Source organism: Methylomonas montana, from assembly GCF_030490285.1.
Taxonomy (GTDB): Bacteria; Pseudomonadota; Gammaproteobacteria; order Methylococcales; family Methylomonadaceae; genus Methylomonas; species Methylomonas montana.
Window position 1 is genome coordinate 2,188,203 of record NZ_CP129884.1, and the last position, 20,087, is coordinate 2,208,289.

Sequence of the window (20,087 nt, forward strand, 5' to 3'; positions counted from 1 at the left end):
GGAAAAGTTCATGAATATTAACGACCTGAAAATAAAAACAAAAATCTTAACGGGTGCGATGCTGTTAGTGACGATTACCATTGGTTTCGGACTTTTGGCCAAAATCTATATCGGCGATGTGTCCGGTGCGTTATTTGGTATTACCGACAATAACGGCAAGTCGGTGGAATATGCGACCGGCGTGGAAAGGATGGCCTTGGCAACCATCATGGAAGAGAAAAACTACCTGCTGTTTGAAGAAGACGAAATTCACCAGCGAGCCGAGGATAATGTCAAAAAACTGAATGAGTATTTGGATAAGGTCGACCAAGTTGCTAAGCAATATAACAATAACGAATTGCTAACCCAATCCAAAACAGCTCGTGAAGGCACGGCAAAATATGCCGATAAGTACCGCGCCGGTGTCGCAGCATTGAAAGCCAATAAAAAGGCGGTCGAAACTATGGTGGAAAAAGGCAATGCCGTGGCCAAAGCGGTCGATTCCGATCTGAAAAAGCAGGTGAATCGTTATAAGGAGGTAATGGCGAAGGGAGGAGCCAATCAACAGGAGCTGGATCATTATGTTCAGCGCTATATCGGTTCCACTCAGGCCTATATCAAAGCCATGGAGATCATGCGCGCCGAGAAGGAAGAGGTCAATTACAAGGATAGGGTGGCCTGGAAACAAATGCAGGTCTGGCTGCCTGAATTGATTGCCATGTTCGATGAGCAGGCAAAGCTAGCCAACAGTGAAGAGAGCAAAAAGAATATTGCCGAAACGCTCGATTTGGCTCGTGAATATCAGCAAGCGGCTCAGACCTGGATCGCCAATGACGATCAACTTAAAACCATACTCAAAGACATGGCCGATCTTGGTGCCAACGTCATCAAACAGGCGCAAACTGCCGAAGAAGCCGGTTATACGCAGTTAGGCGTGGCTCGCACTCAAGCAGAAACTTTGGTCAGCGACGCCAACAAAATCATCGTCGGTACCATTGTTGCCGCATTGATCTTGGGTATTATCATCGCAATGTTCTTGGCAAATATGATCACCATGCCGATCACCGTCGGCGTTCAGTTTGCCAAATCGCTAGCGGAAGGCGATTTGACAGCGAAATTGGATGTCAACGGCAAAGACGAAATTGGCCAACTGGCGCAAGCATTGCGTGACATGCGCGATAAGCTCAGCCAGGTCGTTGCTCAAGTACGCTCTAACTCCGATACATTGGCCAGCGCCTCCCAACAAGTCAGCGCCACCGCCCAATCGATGAGCCAGATGGCTACCGAGCAAGCTTCCAGCGTCGAAGAAACCACCTCGTCGATCGAGCAACTCAACGCCTCGGTTCAGCAAAACACCGAAAATGCCCATGTCACCGAGCAAATGGCGACCAAGTCGGCCGGCGAGGCCCGCGATGGCGGCGACGCAGTCAATGAAACCGTCAAGGCGATGAAAAATATCGCCAAGAAAATCGGCCAGATCGAGGATATTGCTTACAAGACTAATCTATTGTCGCTGAATGCCGCCATCGAAGCGGCGTCCGCCGGCGAGCACGGCAAGGGTTTTGCTGTGGTGGCCGCCGAGGTACGCAAACTCGCCGAAAGTAGCCGCGTGACTGCCGAGGAGATCAACGAACTGGCGACCAATAGCGTGGCGATAGCCGAAAAAGCTGGCAACCTGATTGCCACCGTGGTCCCCAATATCGTCAAGACCGCCGATTTGGTACAGGAGATCAACGCGGCGTCAATGGAGCAATCCAGCGGCATCAATCAAATCAACGATGCAATGCGGCAATTGGATAAAGCCACTCAGCAAAACGCCGCCAGCGCCGAAGAATTGGCTGCCACCTCCGAGGAGTTGAATGGTCAGGCGACGCAATTGCAACATGCGGTCGCGTTCTTTAAGCTTGATAACAGCGGTAATCGGTCGCCCGCTTCCAGTAGAAATACGCCTCCGGGCTCTCGGCAAACGCGAGCGCCAGCCAAACCGATCCGCGCCAATAAACCAGCAGGAAGTAATGTGGCGGGCGATGCTGCCTTGGATTTTAACGACCAGGATTTCGAGCGTTTCTAGTTGATGGAGAACAGGCCATGGCCAATCTGATGCAAAAACAAACCGGCAATACCAACCTGGCCGTACAAGAACAGGCCGGGCAGTATTTGACTTTTCTAGTAGGCGACGAAAGTTTTGCTGTCAGCATATTGGACGTCAAGGAAATTATCGAAATCACGAATGTCACTCATGTGCCGTTAACGCCGGATTTCATTTACGGCGTGATTAATTTGCGCGGCAATGTGGTGCCGGTGATCGACTTGTCGGCGCGGCTGAAAAATCGCCGCGCCGAAATCAGCAAACGCAGTTGTATCGTGCTGGTGGCGATCGAAGCTATCGAAGGCTCGCAACTGATCGGCATGCTGGTCGATGAAGTTCGGGAGATTCTGGAAATTCCTTCCGCCAACATTCAACCGGCACCGGATTTTGGCGCCGATATTCGCACCGATTTCATTCAAGCGATGGCGCGCGTCGATGATGTGTTTATTATCCTGCTGGCTATCAATCGGGTGTTGTCGCTGGAAGAATTGTCTCAGCTGAACAATCTGACGCAATCTCAAGAACAGCTGGAAACGGCCGGTTCCTAATCACATTATCTTTAGGTATCTCGAGGCTGAATATATCGTTTTCCTAAGTCCCCGCTGATGATGCAGGCATGTTTAGAAGTTCCCATAAGTCTGCGTATGGCCAATTTACGTACTTCGGCCGCGAGCACCGAAAAGCCGCCGCCATGCTCGCCGGCCTTGGCCGCAATCTTTCGGTCATCTCGGCGTTTTCGTGGTTATGTTCCGGAGCCCGTCAATTGTTCCTGCGCGGCGCTGGTCTATTCGTTGCAGGCGGAATAACCTTTCTGTACCGGTAGGCAGACCTTGCTGGGCGCCTACCGTTAGGCTTAAAACAAGCCGCTGATCACGCCGTCGTCGCTGATGTCGATGCGTTCGGCGGCAGGCACTTTCGGCAAACCCGGCATGGTCATCATATCGCCGGCGATGGCGACGATGAAGCCGGCGCCGTTCGCAAGCCGCACTTCGCTGATTTCCACATTATGGCCCGATGGTGCGCCCTTGGTATTGGCGTTGGTCGAGAACGACATCTGGGTTTTGGCCATGCAGATCGGAAAATGCCCGTAGTTGGCTTGCAGGGCCTTGATTTCGCCCATGACTTTCGGACTGGCGCTGACGCTGCCGGCACCGTACAACTTGGTAGTGATGGCTTCGATCTTGTTCCAGAGCGGTAGCTCGTCATCGTAAACATAGCTGAAACCCGGTTCGCGGTGATCGACGATATTCAGCACCTCGCGGGCCAGATCCTCGGCACCGGCTCCACCATGCGCCCAATGTTTGGCGATCACGCATTTCGCACCCAAGGCTTCGCATTTGGATTTCAGCAGATTGATTTCGGCGTCTGTGTCGAAGGTGAAATGGTTGACACTCACTACGCAGGGTAGACCGTAGTGATGGGTGATGTTATGCAGATGGCGTTCTAGATTGGCAAAACCTTTTTCCAGGGCTGCCAGGTTTTCCTGGTTCAAATCGTCCTTGGCGACACCACCATGGAATTTCAGCGCCCGTACCGTGGCGACCAAGACGACCGCCGACGGTTTCAGTCCGGACATTCGGCATTTAATGTCCAGGAATTTCTCCGCGCCCAAATCGGCGCCGAATCCTGCTTCGGTGACCGCATAATCGGCCAGTTTCAACGCGGTTTTGGTGGCGGTGACGGTGTTGCAGCCGTGAGCGATGTTGGCGAACGGGCCGCCGTGGATGATCGCCAGATTGTTTTCCAGGGTTTGCACCAGATTGGGTTTGATAGCGTCTTTCAGCAAAGCGGCCATCGCACCATGAGCTTTCAGGTCGCTGGCGTAAACCGGTGTGACCTTATCGGACTTGTAGCCGATGACGATGCGACCCAGGCGCGCCTTCAAATCGGCGCGGCTGGTGGCCAGACACAAGATCGCCATGACTTCCGAGGCGACGACGATGTCGAAACCGTCTTCGCGCAGATAACCGTTGGCCGGTCCGCCCATGCCGACCGTGATCTTGCGTAAGGCGCGGTCGTTCATGTCCACCACCCGTTTCCACTGGATGCGGCGCGGGTCTATGTCCAGCGCGTTTCCGTGGTTGATATGGTTATCGATCAAGGCCGACAGCAGGTTGTGGGCGACGCCGATGGCATGGAAATCGCCGGTGAAATGCAGATTGATGTCTTCCATCGGCACCACTTGCGCATAACCGCCGCCGGCCGCGCCGCCCTTGACGCCGAAGCAGGGGCCCAAGGAAGGCTCGCGTAGGCAGATTATGGTTTTTTTACCGATCCGGTTCAGCGCATCGCCCAAGCCGACCGTGGTGGTGGTTTTACCTTCGCCGGCCGGGGTCGGGCTGATCGCGGTGACTAAAATCAATTTGCCGTCGGTTTTATCGGTCAGGCTATTGACGTATTCCAGCGAAATTTTAGCTTTGTAGTGGCCGAACGGGTCCAGCTGCTCGGCCGGAATGCCGAATGTTTCGCCGGCTAAATCGATAATCGGGCGCATGTTTGCCTGTTGGGCAATTTCAATGTCAGACATGGTGTAAGTTCCTAAAGTACTCTCGGTTAGGCGTTGCAATGATGCTGGCGCAGCCGGTGGCCGCGAAATAGCCGAATATTGTAGAGATCAACGGCTTGAGCAGCCAGAAATTTCAAGGGGTTTTACCGGAAATAGTGAATGCCGGCTGAAATAGAAACGGGTTAAGCCGACCGGTTGTCCGGACGGGCTTAACCCGCTGCTGTCGCACTGGGACGCGTGACTTACAAGGTAATGACTTCCGTGCCTTTGCCGACCAATACCACGTCGGCGCCGCGCAATGCGAACAAGCCGTTGGTGACCACGCCTGGAATATTGTTAATGGTTTTTTCCAGTGCGATTGGGTCGATGATGCTCAGATTGTGCACATCCAGAATTTCGCAGTGGTTGTCGGTGATGTAGTTTTCGCGCAGGATGGGTTGGCCGCCCAATTTGACCAGTTGTCTGGCGACATAGCTGCGCGCCAACGGCAATACTTCAACAGGCAACGGGAATTTGCCCATCACATCCACGCATTTGGTTTCGTCGACGATGCAAACGAATTTTTTGCTGGCACCACCGATGATTTTTTCTCGGGTCAATGCGCCGCCGCCGCCTTTCAGCATTTTTTTGTGCGGCGTCACTTCGTCCGCACCGTCGACATACACTTCAAGATCGCCGGTTTGGTTCAGATCCAGCACTGGAATGCCGATTTTTTGCAAGTGTTCGGTGGTTTTGATGGAACTGGACACCGCGCCTTCGATATCGCGTTTAAAATCGCAATCGGCCAGTAAATTGATCAAATGCGTAACGGTGGAACCGGTACCCATGCCGATGATGGGAACATTTTTCAGATATTTGAGGGCAGCTTCGGCGACTTGTTTTTTTAATTCGTCTTGAGTCATTGTTGGTTGTCCTGGTGGTTTGCTCTTATGAATCTGACACGGCGATGAACCCGTCATTGTGTGGGATAATAACCGATTAAGGCTAATCTCTCAGCAGTTTTTAAGACGGCAAGGGCTTAGGCGGACCACGCTACAAGGCATAAAAGGCAACGCAGGGACGATAAACAAGCTGTATACAGTCCATCCCGTCCTTCAGCAAGTTGCCGAGGACAATCATGCAAAAATACATAGAAAAAATATTACGGGCAAAAGTTTACGACGTGGCCGAGGAAACGCCGTTGGATTTTGCCCCAACCTTATCCGAACGGGTCAACAACCGAGTCTATCTGAAGCGCGAGGATTTACAGCCGGTTTTTTCCTTCAAACTACGCGGCGCTTACAACAAGATCGCTTCGTTGACCGCCGAACAAACCGCTGCCGGCGTGATTGCCGCGTCGGCCGGCAATCACGCCCAGGGCGTGGCTTTGGCGGCCAAGAAGCTGGGTATCAAAGCCTTGATCGTGATGCCGAAAACCACCCCGGAAATTAAAGTCAAATCGGTCAAGGCGCGCGGCGCCAAAATTGTGCTGCACGGCGATTCCTACGATGAGGCATACAGCCATGCGATGGAACTGGTCGCCGAAAAAGGCATGACCTTCATCCATCCTTATGACGATCCAGAAGTCATCGCCGGTCAAGGCACCGTGGCGATGGAAATTTTGCGCCAGCATAACGGCGATATTCACGCGATCTTTGTCCCGGTCGGTGGCGGCGGATTGGTGGCAGGCATTGCGGCCTACGTCAAATTCGTCAGACCGGAAATCAAAATCATTGCCGTCGAGCCGGATGATGCCGACTGTCTGAATCAGGCACTGAAAGCCGACCAGCGGGTGATCTTGGAGCAGGTCGGCTTGTTCGCCGACGGTGTCGCGGTCAAGCAGATTGGTGCGGAACCGTTTCGGATTGCCCGGCAATATGTCGATCAGGTGATCACCGTCAGCACCGACGAGATTTGTTCGGCGATCAAGGATATTTTCGACGATACCCGCTCGGTAGCCGAACCGGCCGGCGCATTATCGGTGGCGGGTTTAAAGAAATATGTCGAACAGCAAGGCTTGCATCAACAAACGCTGATCGCGATCGACAGCGGCGCCAACATCAATTTCGACCGTTTACGCTATGTCGCCGAACGCACCCAGGTCGGCGAGCACCGCGAAATTTTGCTGGCGGTGGCAATACCCGAAGTGCCGGGCAGCTTTTTGAAATTTTGCAAAATGCTCGGCAAGCGCAGCATCACCGAATTCAATTACCGCTATTTTGATAGCCAGATGGCGCAAGTGTTTGTCGGCATCAGCAGCAGCGGGGTGGAAAACGATCGGCAGCAACTGATCGAGCATTTAGTTGAGGAAGGCTTTCCGGTGACCGATATGACCGCCAACGAATTGGCCAAGGACCATATTCGCTACATGGTTGGCGGCCACGCGCCGTTCGAATTAAAGGAACAGGTTTACAGCCTGCAATTTCCGGAACGCCCAGGCGCGCTACTGAAGTTTTTGATGTCGCTAGGTAGCCAGTGGAATATCAGTCTGTTTCATTACCGCAATCACGGTGCTGCATTCGGCAAGGTACTGATCGGTTTGCAAATTCCCGAAGCCAAATGCCAGGCTTTCGAACACGGCTTAAATGCATTGGGGCTGGTTTATCGACGGGAGACCGAAAATCCGGCTTATCGATTGTTTGCTGGTGGCGTGAACGACTAGAAAGCGGGGCCTAAGCGCATCGTTTAAGCTCTGGCGTCATCGGTGCCGTTGCTCCAGAAAGGGATGGACAGCGCAAAGATACAAAGCAGCCAACTGACCAGTTGCTGATTATTGAGCGTATAGCCCAATGCCACGGGCAGGCCTTCGCTGAAATCCGGATGCGCTTGAATGAAGTCGTATGCGGCCATGAATTCGTGGGTTTCGCCGATGATCACGCCGGCGATGCCGAAACCTAATAGACTGGCCAGGCTACGATGGTAGCGTTTGCTGTTTTCTCCACCGACCAAACGCTCGAATGCCAAGGCGCGAGTATCCAGCCGGTGCCGGCCGATCCACAGGCAAATAATCAATCCCAAGACCCCTACGGCAGGAATGGTAAATTGTTCGACCGGAAAACTCAGATAACGGCCGTTAAAAGCCAAATGATAAGTTTTATACAGCGCCAACAGAATAAAGAACAGGTAACTGTATTTTAGCCAGCTGGCGAGTGGCGGCGCAGCGGGGCTGCCGCTCAAAAGATTGTAAAAACGCTGGATCAGCAAGCCGCTCAACAGCGTATTAGCCGCCACCATAAACACCGCATAAGCGTGTTGCCAATCACTGTAACTGGTGCGCCACAGAAACTCGGCCAAGGTGACCAGGCAAACGCTCAACACTTGTGTCAGCACTAAAAAGATCAGCAGACGCGGCGTAGAAACAGACCGCAGCTTTTTGATGTAGGCCGTCGTTATCAAGATGATTAAGGCAGTCGCCCAGGCAAACTCCCAATACCAATCCGGATTTTCATGAACCCGCCCGGTCAATGGAAAAATCGGTTGCCGATCGATCGACATTAAACCCCAATTGGCGCCGACTACGCCTTCGTGATTGCTTTTCCAGGGTTGGTTAAAGGCTTCGACGATGTTGTAGTCCATGCCGTTACGGTTGGCAACCTCGATCAGACTACGGACAAAGCGAGTCTCGTTGACTACGCTGGGTACCGCGTTACCTCGTTGGCGGCCGGCGGCCGGCCAGCCTGATTCGCCGATCAGGATAGGCTTGTTCAGACCCATGCTGTGAGCTTTGTCTGCGACTTGTTTGACGATTTTCTCGACATGCGCGGCCGCATGTTCAATCGCCACCGGCTCGTCTTCCCAATAGGGCAGAATGTGGATGGTAATAAAATCCACTTCCTGCATCAATTGAGGATACTTCATGTAAATCGACCAGACATCGGCATAGGACACCGGTTGGGAGACTGCTTGTTTGACCTGACGAATATAGCCAATCAGGGTGTCGACATCCATATCGCGGCGTAGCAGTACCTCATTGCCGACGATTATCCGTTTCACTACGTCCGGGTTGGCGTTGACCGATTCGATCAAGGCCGCGATTTCGGTTTGATTGCTGCCCTGGTGGTTACCCAGCCAGCCGCCTTGCAGCATCTCCACGCCATGTTTGCGGGCGAAATCCGCAGTAGGCTGCATGCCGCCGAGTGTCGAGTAAGTGCGAATACTGTAGGTTTTATCCGCCAGCAACCCTAAGTCTTCGTCGATATGCTCGGGTAACGGAAATTTTTCTTCTATCGGGCTAAAACCGTCCCGAAAAGGCGCAAACGATAAGCTTCGCAATTTGCCGGACGGCACATCGGTGCCGGCATCTTGAGGCCTATTGGTAAAACAATCGAAACTGCCGTGAGCGATGACGACTAAGAAAAGATAGATCAGGATTCTGAAGGTTTGCATACTGGTGTCGCCACTGAGCTTTAAGATCAATTACCTAAGGATTATACAGAGTTTGCTATGTGATTAAGACCATTGGTCATTGCGTTCGTAAGTCAATGATTACATACTTATCAGTAAATACTTACTCTGCTGAAAAACTATTATTTGCAGAGAAGCCTCAATGCCCGAGAAAAGGGATAGCCAGTATGTCTGCTGCTATGCATAAAAGCCGCGAAACTCGACAAACCATTCGCCTTCCTGATGGGTGGCCTTATCTGGTTGCCTTGCTGCTTGTTTTATCGGCGGCAGCTTTGCGGATATGGCCCTTGCAAGGGCTGGGGCTGCGCATTCCTTATGTGACATTCTACCCGGCAGTGATGATTGCCGCGCTCTGTGGCGGACTGCCGGTAGGTTTGCTGACCACGGCCTTGTCCGCCAGTGTGATTTTGCTTTGGTCTCCCACCGGGCACCCGTTCATTTCCGATGCCGGCGATTGGTTGGGCATGGCGGTTTTTGTGGTCAATTGCACGATGATTTCCGGCGTCGCCGAAGCGATGCGTCGTGCGCAGGCCCGCGCGAAAGCCGCCCAGGAACTGGCGGAAGCGGCCAATACAGCCAAAAGCGTTTTCCTAGCCAGCATGAGCCATGAATTACGCACGCCTCTCAATGCCATCCTTGGCTTTTCCAATTTGATGCGTAACGACCCGGCCATTACCAAAGAACAGCGCGAAAATTTGGACATCATCAATCGCAGCGGCGAGCATTTGCTCAATTTAATCAACGATGTGCTGGATATGGCCAAAATTGAAGCCGGCCGCATCGTCTTGGATGCCAAGTCTTTCGACCTGGCGGCGCTGCTCAGAGAAGTCGCCGCGATGATGCGAGTTCGTGCCGAAGAAAAAGGCCTGAAAGTTTTATTGGAACAGTCGGCAACGCTGCCTCAATTTGTCACCGCCGATAGCGATAAACTGCGGCAGATCATCATCAATCTGGTCGGTAATGCCATCAAATTCACCCAGCAGGGCGGCGTGAGTCTGCGAGTAAGTCTTCAACACGCTAACGATATACCCCGATTACAGATTGAGGTTGAGGATAGCGGCGTCGGCATCGACAAGGAGAATTTGACACGTATCTTTCAGCCTTTCGTTCAGGTTGGTAAATCGGCAACGCAAAAAGGCACCGGATTGGGCTTGCCCATTGTCCGGGAATATCTGGATCTGATGGGCGGCAGCATTGATGTAGAAAGCGAACCGAACAGAGGCACTCTGTTTCGGCTAAATCTGCCTGTTCAGATCGCCGAGGCAGCCGAAGCGCCCAACGATGAGCTGGCAAACGACGGCGGCGTCGCGTTGGCGGCTGGACAGCCGGAATATCGAGTGCTGATCGTCGAAGATCAGCAGGAAAACTGGCTACTTCTGCGACATTTATTGGAAGAAGCGGGATTTGTCGCCGAAGTCGCCAAAAACGGCGCGGAAGGCGTGGAGATGTTTCAATCCTTTCGGCCGCATTTTATCTGGATGGATAGACGTATGCCGGTGATGGACGGACTGGAGGCGACCCAGCGGATTCGGGCGCTGGCCGAGGGCAAAGCCGTTAAAATCGCCGCCGTCACCGCTTCGGCTTTTTCCGAGCAACGCGAAGAAATGTTGGCGGTGGGCATGGACGATTTCGTTCGCAAACCTTATCGGACCGCAGAAATATTCGATTGCATGGCGAGGCTGTTGGGCGTCAAATTCACTTGCCGGCGCCAGGCGCCTATCGAAGCCGAAACAGTCTTTTCGGCGGAGGCGGCCGCAAAACTTCCGGACGAACTGCGCCGGGAGCTGACAAACGCGTTGATCGTCGGTAACACCGAACAGCTTGCCGGACTGTTGCAACGCATCGAACGGCTGGATGCCGGATTGGCTAAAGGACTCAACGTCTATCTACAATCCTTCAATTACTTGCCAATTCTGAATGTCCTGGAATCCTTGAATGCCGACATGACTCAACCTCCACCATGATCAGCAATATTCTCATCGTCGACGACGAACCCACCGCATTGAAGTTACTAAAAGATATTTTGAGTACGGAAGGTTTTCGGGTGCGTCCTTTTAATAATGGCGAACTGGCGTTGCGTTCCGTTGAAGCCGAAATTCCGGAATTGATTCTGCTAGACATTCGAATGCCGGGCATGGATGGCTTTGAGGTATGCCGACGACTCAAGGGCAGCGAAAAATTAAAGGACATCCCCGTGATATTCATCAGTGCTGCGGTCGATCTGGAAGACAAAGTAAAAGCGTTTCAGACGGGTGGCATCGACTACATCGTCAAGCCATTTCAACGGGAAGAAGTGATTGCCAGAGTCAGAACCCATGTGGCGCTGAATCAGTCGCTGCGGGAATTGAAAAGTGTTGCCGAATCATTGCGTAAGAGCGAAGCCAGCTTGAAAATGGCACAGGCTATCGCTCATCTGGGGCATTGGGAGTGGGATGCCCAAGCGGGGCACTTCTATTGGTCCGAAGAAGCCTGCCGCATCTTCGGTTTGGAGCCGCAAACATGTCCTGCAACCCACGAATCTTTTTTGCAAGCTATACATCCCGATGATAGGGAACGTGTGGCCTGCTGCCTGGGCCGTTTATCGGACCAAGACTGGTGTGAAATGGAATATCGGATTGTTCTACCCAACGGAGAGATTCGAGTCATTCATGGCAAGGGGCAAGCCGTAAACTTGGGTGGAGACCGGCAACCAAAAATACTCGGAACCGTCCAGCCTCTTTCGCAGCATGATCAAATCACCATGGTAGGTGTCATTCAGGATATTACCGAACGTAAGAAGCTGGAGTGGCAGCTGGAGCAGCAAGCCAATATCGATTTTTTGACAGGCTGTGCCTGCCGCCGTCACTTTCTGGAACACGCCGGTCAGGAAATTTCCCGTCTTCGCCGCTACGGCGGCGAGCTATCGATGTTGATGCTCGATCTGGATCATTTCAAGACCATTAACGATCAATATGGTCACGCGGTAGGCGATTTGGCGTTGAAAAAGTTGGTGGAGGTTTGCCTGATGCTGTTACGCGAGGTGGATATGATAGGCCGCTTGGGCGGCGAAGAGTTTGCCATCATGTTGCCGGAAACGGATAGTCAACGCGCTTTGGAGATTGCCCAGCGTTTATGTCTGGCTGTCGAAGCAGTAGAAATCCCCGTGCCGTCACAAACCGCGCTGCGCTTCACAACTTCGATAGGTGTGGCCAGTTTGGCAGCCAGCGATACCTGCATCGAGTCGCTCCTTAATCGTGCAGATCAAGCCCTGTATCAGGCCAAGCATGAAGGACGCAACAGGGTCTGTGCGGAAAAGAGATAGACGAGCAATAGCGGTCGGCCATCCCGACTCAATAGGTAACCGGGCTCGCCGTTTCTCGGCAAGCCCGGCTCCTTCATCAGTTAAAAACCACGCTTATCTTATCCTTGCAAGGCTTTCAACAAGGCTTGTAGCCTGTCGTTGGTGTCGCCGAACAGCATCCGGGTGTTTTCGTGGACGAACAAAGGATTGCCGACGCCGGCATAACCCGAGGCCATGCTGCGTTTTAGCACAATGGTGGTGCCGCTTTTCCAGCATTCCAGTACCGGTATGCCGGCATTCTTGTTGACTCGTCAGCGACAATCTGTATCGCCTGGTGGCGCAGTTCAACGTGGCCTGACCACGGCTTGGTTGCACCCGCGCTGCCGGGTAGTACCTCGCTTTTGTGTCCGGGGGATGTCTCCGAGAACACCGAGAACTCGCTACGCTTGCCGCTTGCCGGACAAGCGGACTCGCCCTTGCTCATAAATCTAACGATCTTATTCATAAAATTTATGACCAGTCGAGCGACGCGCATGGAGTGACTTCTCCATTCGTGACGCGACTTTTTCGAGACATAATTTTTATGATTTCGACGCTGCCTGCCTGAAAGGATTTTTTAGAGGCCTATCAAAATAATCTAGATATAACAATGTGTTAGTTTGACATAAGGCAGCATGGCCAGTTTTGGTACGGGACTTGCCATAGAGTTTCAGAGATTTTCGAGAGGCGCGAGCGCCAAATAGAGAAAAACCTGGAACCCGATAACGATGCACACTCAGCCCACAATCCAGATCAAACAAATTCCCAGCGGTTACCTGGGAACACTCGACACGGCCAGTCAGGTTCGCGACCTGATCAAAAGCGGCGCCAAGAATTTTACGGTGCGCCAGTCGGCCATCGATATTCTTAAGCAGCGCGCGGTAAGGCCCAAGGATTATCTGGGCGAGATCAAGGCCTTGTTCGAGTGGGTTCAGTACAACATTCGCTATACCAAGGATACTTTTCGGGTCGAGGAGCTCCATTCGGCGAAACGCATGCTGGAGTTGCGCGCCGGCGATTGCGATGACATGACGATACTGCTCGGCGCGATGCTGGAAGCCATCGGGCATCCGGTCAGACTGGTGTTGAGCGGCGCGAATCCGGCACGGCCGGAGCTGTTCAGTCATATCTATCTCGAAGTCCTGCACCATGGCCGTTGGATTCCGCTTGACGCCACGATGCCGCATCCGATGGGCTGGTCGGCGCAGGCTCCGGTTAAAAAAATCATCCCGTTGGAAACTAACCCGGCAAGATCGGAGAGCATCACCTTGCATGGCATCGATACGGCGGCTGATGTGCCAAAACTGCTGGCGGATTTGCTCGATACCATCCGCGACCAGGCCATACACCCGTACGATCCGCGCATCAAGTCGCTGTGGGAATTGCTGCATCAGCGCCGCCTGCTAATTCAAAGTCCCTGGTTAAAAGCTGTTCTGCAAAGGATATGGCGGCGGGGGCTGGCGCCGAAACCACGTCCGCGCCTGGTCAGTCGGCTCGAGCAGCAATTGCGCACCTGGGGCATGTTGATGCCGAAACCGGCTGCACATGTTTCAACCCAACGAGTCGGGCCGGCTGAAGGCATGCAGGCATTGCGTCCGGTGGCGTTGAAACCAGTCGGTTCAGTTCGTCCGGTGAACATGCAAACGTTGCGCCCGGTGGAACTGCAACCGCCAGCCTTACGGAAGTCAGAGAAATGACCAGCCGCCGTCCGCCTTATTCATCTGCTGGCAAAAACGCGTCTGGTGGATGCGTTTTCGATGCAGTCAAGCTGGAAATACTGGAGCAAGGCGAGGACTTGTATCGGAGTTTCAACAGTTTTAGTGCAACCGGCGTGATGAAAGTCAGACACTGCCGAACGATACCGCCCGTCGTCGTCGAGCTTGGTGAATTGGTCGGCCTGATATACCGCTCGGACAAAGGGCAGCCCGGACAGCCGTTTACCTATATCCATCGCATGGAAGACCCGCCGCGGCTGGTCTGCAACAGTGAAGGCACGCAACTGTACATAATCGGTGGTAGTTATCGGGTCACTGCCCAAGGTATCGAAGGTTAACGGCGCATGCGGAGGACACGATGACTGACGACAAACAATTGGGTCTGGATGAATTGATGATCGTCAACCCAGGTACATTGGGCGCACGCAGCCTGTTCCTCGGGGAGGATGGCGTCGTCTATCAACTGCAGGGCTATGCCGAGGCCGGAGCTACGTCGGAAGTAGAACGGTTCTATCTAGGCGAAAACGGCCGGCTGTATCAGGCCGATGTTGCCGAAGGCGACAATCCGACGGGGATTGGCGTCCCGGAGGCGGCCACGGATACCGACAAACAGATGACCGGCCGCTTTTTTCTCGGTGAGGATGGCCGGCTGTACGAACGGGTTAGCTGAAATCCGGATTAAACCTTGTCACGACGCAAATTGCGGACTGATTGAATTGATAACCAATAGTTGAGGAGATTGATATGGCCAAGATGCAAGGCGTGAAAGAAAAACTGCACGCCCCCCTGTATGACGCGTTTCATGTGTCGGACAAAGAGCCGAAAAAGGCTTTTAAGGAATTCATGACCGATCCGCGCGTGATTCGGTTTTTTGTCGATGTTCAAGGCAAGACCCGTTTGGAAACCAATATGCAGGCTGCCGGGGTGTTGCCGAGTCTGAATACCTTCGAGGCCCGCGCGCTACGGGTGATAGTCTCGAATCTGCGGATAGCCGAAAAGAAAAGGGTGACACCCAAGGGCGCCGGCGCCCCGGTCGAAATTGAAAATCAGGCCCTGGTCAGCGAAAGCGAAATCCTGGCAGACCTGATCTATAACTCGGTCACTTCGCTGATCGTCGGCGAAAAAACCATGATAGAGATGCCTACCTTCTGGTTTCCGTCCGGCGCCGGTATCAGTCCCGGTTTTCCGACGGTCAGCAATCATGGCGAACCCGACCCCACTGCCACCTTCCGTTTCGCCGAGCCAGTATTCATCGAGCCACAGCAGAATTTTCGGGTGGAAATTGCCTTTCCCCAGGGGGTGCCGGGTTCGGAATTAGCGGCAGACTCGCCCGAAAAGCGCCTGGCCAATATCTTCGGTCCGCTGCGGATTTGGGTGGTGCTGGATGGCTACCTAACGCGCGATGTTCAGTAAGCCCCGTTACCCATAGGAGAAATGCGATGAGATATTTAAGCGAAAGCGATGTGCCGCAAATGATGGGAATCGGTTATCTGGGCGAGGTGCGCCAGGGGCCGGACGGGCATTTGTACCAGTTTGTACAGGGAGTGGATGGTCTCGGCAATCCGATCGGCGGATTCTGGAGTCGAATCAAGCGTGGTCTGAAACGGGCGCTGCCGATTGCCAGAACGCTCGCGCCCTTCGTTCCGGGCGGTTCCGCGGTATTGACGGCCGCCACGCCATTTCTGCGTCGAGCCGGCATTCAAGGCTATGAAGGGATAGGTGGTTTGTATGAGGCGCCGGACGGCAATGTCTATCAAGTTCAAGGACTGGCGGATGACGAGCAGTTCTACGGCATAGGCGAAGAAGACCTGGATCAGGTGATGGGCATAGGCTACATCGGCGAAATACGCCAGGGGCCGGATGGCAACCTGTATCAGTACACTCAGGGTATGGACGGCCTGGGCAATGTCGGCGGCTTCTGGAGCAAACTGCGCAAGTTTGGTAAACGGGCCCTCAAATTTCAGCCGGCCAGACTGGCTCTGAAATCGGTGAGTCCTTATCTAAAACAGGCGCTACCGGTGGTCAGACAGGTCGCCTCGGCAATACCCGGCGGCGGGGCGGCGCTCACCGCGGCGGCGCCGATGCTCAAACAAGCCGGGCTAGCCGGATACAACTGCCAAGGTCCGGGGGGCGCCCAAACCATGCAAGGCGACGACGAGTTGCAAGGCATCGATCAGGACGAAGAGTTGCAAGGCTACGCGGATGGCGATTTGTACGGATTGGCCGAAGACGAGGAACTCCAGGGAATCGGCGTGGGTACGGACTTTGCCGGCTATGACGGCGAGGACGAACTACAAGGTTTTGCCGAAGACCCGGAAAGCCAGGGCGTCGAGGGCTATGTCAGACAGGATGGCATGAATGGTCTGGAACGTTACGAGCCGGAACAGCCACCGCAAACCCGCTGGCATGTGCCGCCGTCGAATCCGCCCGATATTTGGAAACCGCTATGGTGATATGCAGACCGTCATTCCAGATGCAGTTACGCGGGCCAGTCATGTCGCCGGTCGATTCTGGCCGGCATGATGGACGCAACTGTCCAGACCAGGGGAGATCACGATTATGAGAGCAGGACTTCAGCTAGGCCAGGATCAGGGGATGCCGAGGCCGGCAGCGGACGGCGGACCAGTCAGCGCCGCGACGCCTACCACCAAGGAAATACCTTACGATTATGTAGCCCGATTCAAATTGCAGGGCGCTGCCGGCAATCGGGTACAGGATGTCATCAACATCAGTACCGATGGCGTATTCGTCGCGGTGGCGGTTGGCTACAGCTTCATCCCCGCCGCGCTGGAAATCCGGCAACCGCCACCCATCATCCTGGGCGCCGATAGCGTGGATGGGCTAATCGCTCAGTTGACGGAAAAAGACCAGCTCACGCTAAGCCAGTCGCTATTCGTCAGGCTATGCGGCATCAACTTCAAATACAGCATCGTCGACAGCGGCAGCGGCCGGGAATTGCAGAATCAGCCGATACACAATATCGCCGGTCTGGGCGAAGCGAACGGCGAACGGCCGTTTCGACCGCTGGCGAAACCGATGATGTTCATGCCGCGCTCGACGATACGTATCGAAATCGAAGAGATTTCGGTGGGATCGGTATACAGCGGCGCGGACCTTTTCTTCGTCCTGCACGGCTACAAAATCCTGGGCTACGGAACCTGACGATGAGTACTTGCCAAATATGCGATATCCCTCTGGACGCCACTTATTTCGACGAATCGTCGGTTCAAGATGCACCGGGTTTTGGTGAGGAAATCGTTCTGGCCCACTACGAATTGCACCGGAATTACAGCGGCATGTTGATGTATTTCGCCCAGTTCACCGATGCCTATGCGGCCAATCCGGTACAGGTGCAAACGCCGGGCTTGCAGTGGCAGATCCGCTGCAACGGACAGCCGCGCGACCCCTATTTGACGTTTTCCCACATCATCAATCCCTGGGGGCTGTCGGGATTTCCGATATATCTGCGCCTGGAGGAGGGCTGCCGGCTGGAGTTTACGGTTCGCAAGGTCGACAACGACCAATCTCTGATCAAAAAGGTTGGCGGCAGGCTTTTGGGGCGGACCTGGTTCAACGCCGCATACGGTAATGGTTAGTACGGTACGAATGGCGCTCCGCGGCCGGCAAACCCACGTGTTTCGGACAAGGCGGCGATGAGACAGGGCCTGTTTGAAAAAATGATTGGGCATCGGATTGTTTACTGATTGAAGATTTGATCGAGGGACACATGTACTTATATGCACAACAACAGCTCCCGTTCCAGCCAGGTCTGGGGGAATTGGGAGACGGTGAAATTGACCAGGCAATCAGGGCTGCTAAAAGGCAGATGCAGATTCATTACGATCGCCAAAGAAAATACGCTGCCGGTGCTGGCACGACCAACGACGGTACAGCTGCGCGCAAGGAGATTGCCAAATATTGGGAATGGTCTTCCGAACTTGGTTTTCTCGAAAGATTGAAGGCGGTTTACGAAACCCAGGCCGGCGTGCCGTTGAACTATAGAAACTATCCGGTTACCAAAGCCGATCCTGCTACCGGTGCCGCTGGTAAAGACAGCCCTTGGCGGCGTAGTGGCAAACGTCAGGTTTTCAGCGAAGGTGAGGCGAATGGTAGTTTCTGCCTGGGTACCTCAAGGGCGATGGCGTTCAGAACGCTCTTCGGTCCGGATAAGCCCAGTAATCGAACGATACTCAGCGATTTAAAGAAGAAAATTCAAGCAGCCAAGGCAGCCGGCGACACCGAAACCGAGGCCAAATTAATCATCAGCCGTATCGTCAGTCATTTACATGATCCTGGGAGCGTTAAACAATTCAATCAGGATCTTGCCGAGAGGTATGGAATCAAAAACACGATAGTCCGTAGCGCGTCGCGAGCCGAAGCATTCGCCGCGTTGAAACAGGGGGCACCGATCATCGTCGACCTCGAAGGCGGTTGGCATTGGGTATTGGTTCTAAGATCACCACGGGGCCAGTTATGGGCTAATGATCCGCTGACGGGGTTTGGCGGCATCAGAAAAATCGCTGCAAGCGAATTAGGCGCCCGATACGAACTTATTGTCGATGCCAAATCCGCAGCCCCGATCACATTATCCCAGGCGACGCTGTATCAAAAGTAATGGCCCCCTGGATTCGATGATTCAGCAAGGAGAAACACTATGTATATATCGATAGGCGAGCTAGGCACAGCATTGGGCAAGGATATAGTCAAGAGCGGACATGTTCGCAAGGCTTGGTCGGAATGCCAGCGCGAGGGCGCTCGGCAGCGTCGCTGCGATATAGAGTTTAGGGTTAGATACCGAGCCTCTATCGTGGATTTTCGCCGCGAAGTGGAAAAGGCTTTGAGCCGGTGGATGACTCAGGCGCGTGCTCGGGAATTAATGGAAAAAATAGCAGCAAAGCTAAGCAAATGGCATCAGGAGATTCGCGACCTAAATTATCCGAATAACGCCCCTATGCGGATATTGGGTGCGTTTGTCTATCGCGGATCGGATGATACCTGGCGTGTTATCGATGTCTCGCTGGCGGCTTACATGCTGTTTTCCAAAGCCCAAATCGATGCAGGTGCGCGTTAATCCGGCGCCGTTATTGAAATAGGGGGAAGACATGTATCTATGGTCGACCAACACTGTTGAACAGTTAGACAAACCCCGTATAGACTCGCCGGCGCCTTATCAAACCGGACTTGCACAGTCGCCCGTTGCAGCGAGTCCAGTCAAGCATTTTGCCTGCAGCGAGCAAGACCGAAAAAAAATAGAAGCGATCGTCGGCAAGCCCGTTTCGGTGGCTGTATTGCAGACAGCGGTGAAAGATGCTGTCGGCAAGGCGATTGCCTTAACGTCCAAGGCCGTCCGTGCCCTGGAAAAATCGACCCGGTCCGTTCTGACCAAAACGCTATTTCGTGAAATATTTGGAACATTCCCGGAATTTGTTCCGGAATGGCGGACATCCGACGCGGTCTGGAAAGATCGCGGGGCACTGGTGGCATTCCGACTTAAGCGCGCCGCAGGCCTTCTGGCCACTGGCCAGCTTCAATACCACTGCTGGGGATGCCCCGGTGGCGATCGTGCGCCAAGCAGCTATGAAGCCTGCAATTATCCCATCGGTAGCTATGTTCTCGGGCTCGGCAAAGGATTCTGGGAGAATTTGAGCGGCGCCAATGCCGATGCCTACATGGCGATGACCTTGCTGCATGAAGCGCTCCACATCTATTACTCTTCAGTTATCGGACGAAGTCACGAAGGGCGGTACGGCAACGCCTATTGCTATCAGCGCTTTGTATCCGAGATGAATGGACTGAATTTGTATCCTGAAACGGAAAAAGCCTGTGCTTCGATGCTGCGTCGAGGCTCTAGGGGTATTGAAGTGAGTAAGCTTCAGAAGTTACTCAACCGATGGATACAACCCTCGGTGGTCACGATGGATTTGACCGATAAACCACCACTGCTCGTCGTAAACCAGATTTTCGATCAAGCTACCGAAAACGCGGTGCGGACATTCCAAAACGCCAACGGACTAACGCCAAATGGAATTGCGGACACAGATACTTGGCGCAAGTTGTTGCTACAGCGTCCCTGAGCAACCGATAGCAATGTAGGGA

The 20,087-nt window shown here is 53.7% G+C and carries 18 protein-coding genes and 1 pseudogene; 15 read left to right on the top strand and 4 right to left on the bottom strand.

Going from position 1 to position 20,087, the window contains the following annotated elements:
* The first annotated feature begins 10 nt into the window (after positions 1–10).
* Positions 11–2,050, top strand: a complete 2,040-nt coding sequence (locus QZJ86_RS10190) for a methyl-accepting chemotaxis protein (protein WP_301938680.1) — start codon at positions 11–13, stop codon at positions 2,048–2,050.
* A gap of 17 nt (positions 2,051–2,067) precedes the next feature.
* Positions 2,068–2,616: a chemotaxis protein CheW gene (locus QZJ86_RS10195; RefSeq protein ID WP_301938683.1), complete on the top strand. Its 549-nt coding sequence runs from the start codon at positions 2,068–2,070 to the stop codon at positions 2,614–2,616.
* Between the two features lie 305 nt (positions 2,617–2,921).
* Here the strand turns inward: QZJ86_RS10195 and QZJ86_RS10200 are convergent, their stop codons facing one another.
* Positions 2,922–4,595 (bottom strand): formate--tetrahydrofolate ligase, encoded by a 1,674-nt coding sequence (locus QZJ86_RS10200; RefSeq protein WP_301938684.1) that lies wholly within the window; start codon positions 4,593–4,595, stop codon positions 2,922–2,924.
* A 221-nt stretch (positions 4,596–4,816) separates the two neighbouring features.
* Entirely contained in the window at positions 4,817–5,476 is a 660-nt protein-coding gene (gene rpiA, locus QZJ86_RS10205) for a ribose-5-phosphate isomerase RpiA (protein WP_301938685.1), read from the bottom strand.
* 215 nt (positions 5,477–5,691) lie between these two features.
* Here rpiA and ilvA point away from each other — a divergent pair, with 215 nt between their 5' ends.
* Positions 5,692–7,215, top strand: a complete 1,524-nt coding sequence (gene ilvA, locus QZJ86_RS10210) for a threonine ammonia-lyase, biosynthetic (RefSeq protein ID WP_301938686.1) — start codon at positions 5,692–5,694, stop codon at positions 7,213–7,215.
* 23 nt (positions 7,216–7,238) lie between these two features.
* Here ilvA and QZJ86_RS10215 read toward each other — a convergent pair whose 3' ends face one another.
* On the bottom strand, positions 7,239–8,939 hold the full coding sequence (locus QZJ86_RS10215; RefSeq protein ID WP_301938687.1) for a glycoside hydrolase family 17 protein: 1,701 nt from the start codon (positions 8,937–8,939) through the stop codon (positions 7,239–7,241).
* Between the two features lie 185 nt (positions 8,940–9,124).
* Between QZJ86_RS10215 and QZJ86_RS10220 the strand changes: the two genes are divergently transcribed.
* Together QZJ86_RS10220 and QZJ86_RS10225 are read left to right on the top strand one after the other, a co-directional pair.
* Entirely contained in the window at positions 9,125–10,921 is a 1,797-nt protein-coding gene (locus QZJ86_RS10220; RefSeq protein WP_301938689.1) for an ATP-binding protein, read from the top strand.
* Complete coding sequence (locus QZJ86_RS10225) at positions 10,918–12,258, top strand: diguanylate cyclase (protein WP_301938691.1); 1,341 nt, start codon at positions 10,918–10,920, stop codon at positions 12,256–12,258. The genes QZJ86_RS10220 and QZJ86_RS10225 overlap by 4 nt, the downstream gene beginning before the upstream one ends.
* Positions 12,259–12,356: 98 nt before the next feature.
* On the opposite strand, the pseudogene QZJ86_RS10230 reads toward QZJ86_RS10225, so the two are convergent.
* A pseudogene (locus QZJ86_RS10230) lies at positions 12,357–12,533 on the bottom strand (NAD(P)(+) transhydrogenase (Re/Si-specific) subunit beta); the annotation flags it as partial.
* A gap of 471 nt (positions 12,534–13,004) precedes the next feature.
* Here QZJ86_RS10230 and QZJ86_RS10235 point away from each other — a divergent pair.
* From QZJ86_RS10235 to QZJ86_RS10280, 10 genes are all read left to right on the top strand, one after another.
* A complete protein-coding gene (locus tag QZJ86_RS10235) occupies positions 13,005–13,973 on the top strand; it encodes a transglutaminase-like domain-containing protein (protein ID WP_301938692.1) in 969 nt (322 codons plus the stop codon).
* Complete coding sequence (locus tag QZJ86_RS10240) at positions 13,970–14,329, top strand: hypothetical protein (protein ID WP_301938695.1); 360 nt, start codon at positions 13,970–13,972, stop codon at positions 14,327–14,329. Before QZJ86_RS10235 ends, QZJ86_RS10240 begins: the two co-directional genes overlap by 4 nt.
* A gap of 20 nt (positions 14,330–14,349) precedes the next feature.
* The gene (locus QZJ86_RS10245; RefSeq protein WP_301938697.1) at positions 14,350–14,661 is read left to right on the top strand and encodes a hypothetical protein; all 312 of its coding nucleotides are present in this window, start codon (positions 14,350–14,352) and stop codon (positions 14,659–14,661) included.
* A gap of 74 nt (positions 14,662–14,735) precedes the next feature.
* Entirely contained in the window at positions 14,736–15,404 is a 669-nt protein-coding gene (locus tag QZJ86_RS10250) for a hypothetical protein (RefSeq protein ID WP_301938699.1), read from the top strand.
* Positions 15,405–15,430: 26 nt separating this feature from the next.
* Positions 15,431–16,444 carry a hypothetical protein gene (locus tag QZJ86_RS10255; RefSeq protein ID WP_301938700.1) on the top strand — a complete coding sequence of 338 codons (1,014 nt, stop codon included), beginning with the start codon at positions 15,431–15,433 and terminating at the stop codon, positions 16,442–16,444.
* Positions 16,445–16,550: 106 nt separating this feature from the next.
* The gene (locus tag QZJ86_RS10260; protein ID WP_301938701.1) at positions 16,551–17,153 is read left to right on the top strand and encodes a hypothetical protein; all 603 of its coding nucleotides are present in this window, start codon (positions 16,551–16,553) and stop codon (positions 17,151–17,153) included.
* 2 nt (positions 17,154–17,155) lie between these two features.
* Complete coding sequence (locus QZJ86_RS10265) at positions 17,156–17,587, top strand: hypothetical protein (protein ID WP_301938702.1); 432 nt, start codon at positions 17,156–17,158, stop codon at positions 17,585–17,587.
* A 131-nt stretch (positions 17,588–17,718) separates the two neighbouring features.
* Positions 17,719–18,606 (top strand): hypothetical protein, encoded by an 888-nt coding sequence (locus tag QZJ86_RS10270; protein ID WP_301938703.1) that lies wholly within the window; start codon positions 17,719–17,721, stop codon positions 18,604–18,606.
* Positions 18,607–18,645: 39 nt separating this feature from the next.
* Complete coding sequence (locus QZJ86_RS10275; protein ID WP_301938705.1) at positions 18,646–19,062, top strand: hypothetical protein; 417 nt, start codon at positions 18,646–18,648, stop codon at positions 19,060–19,062.
* Between the two features lie 31 nt (positions 19,063–19,093).
* Positions 19,094–20,065 carry a peptidoglycan-binding domain-containing protein gene (locus tag QZJ86_RS10280; protein ID WP_301938706.1) on the top strand — a complete coding sequence of 324 codons (972 nt, stop codon included), beginning with the start codon at positions 19,094–19,096 and terminating at the stop codon, positions 20,063–20,065.
* The last annotated feature ends 22 nt before the right edge of the window (positions 20,066–20,087 follow it).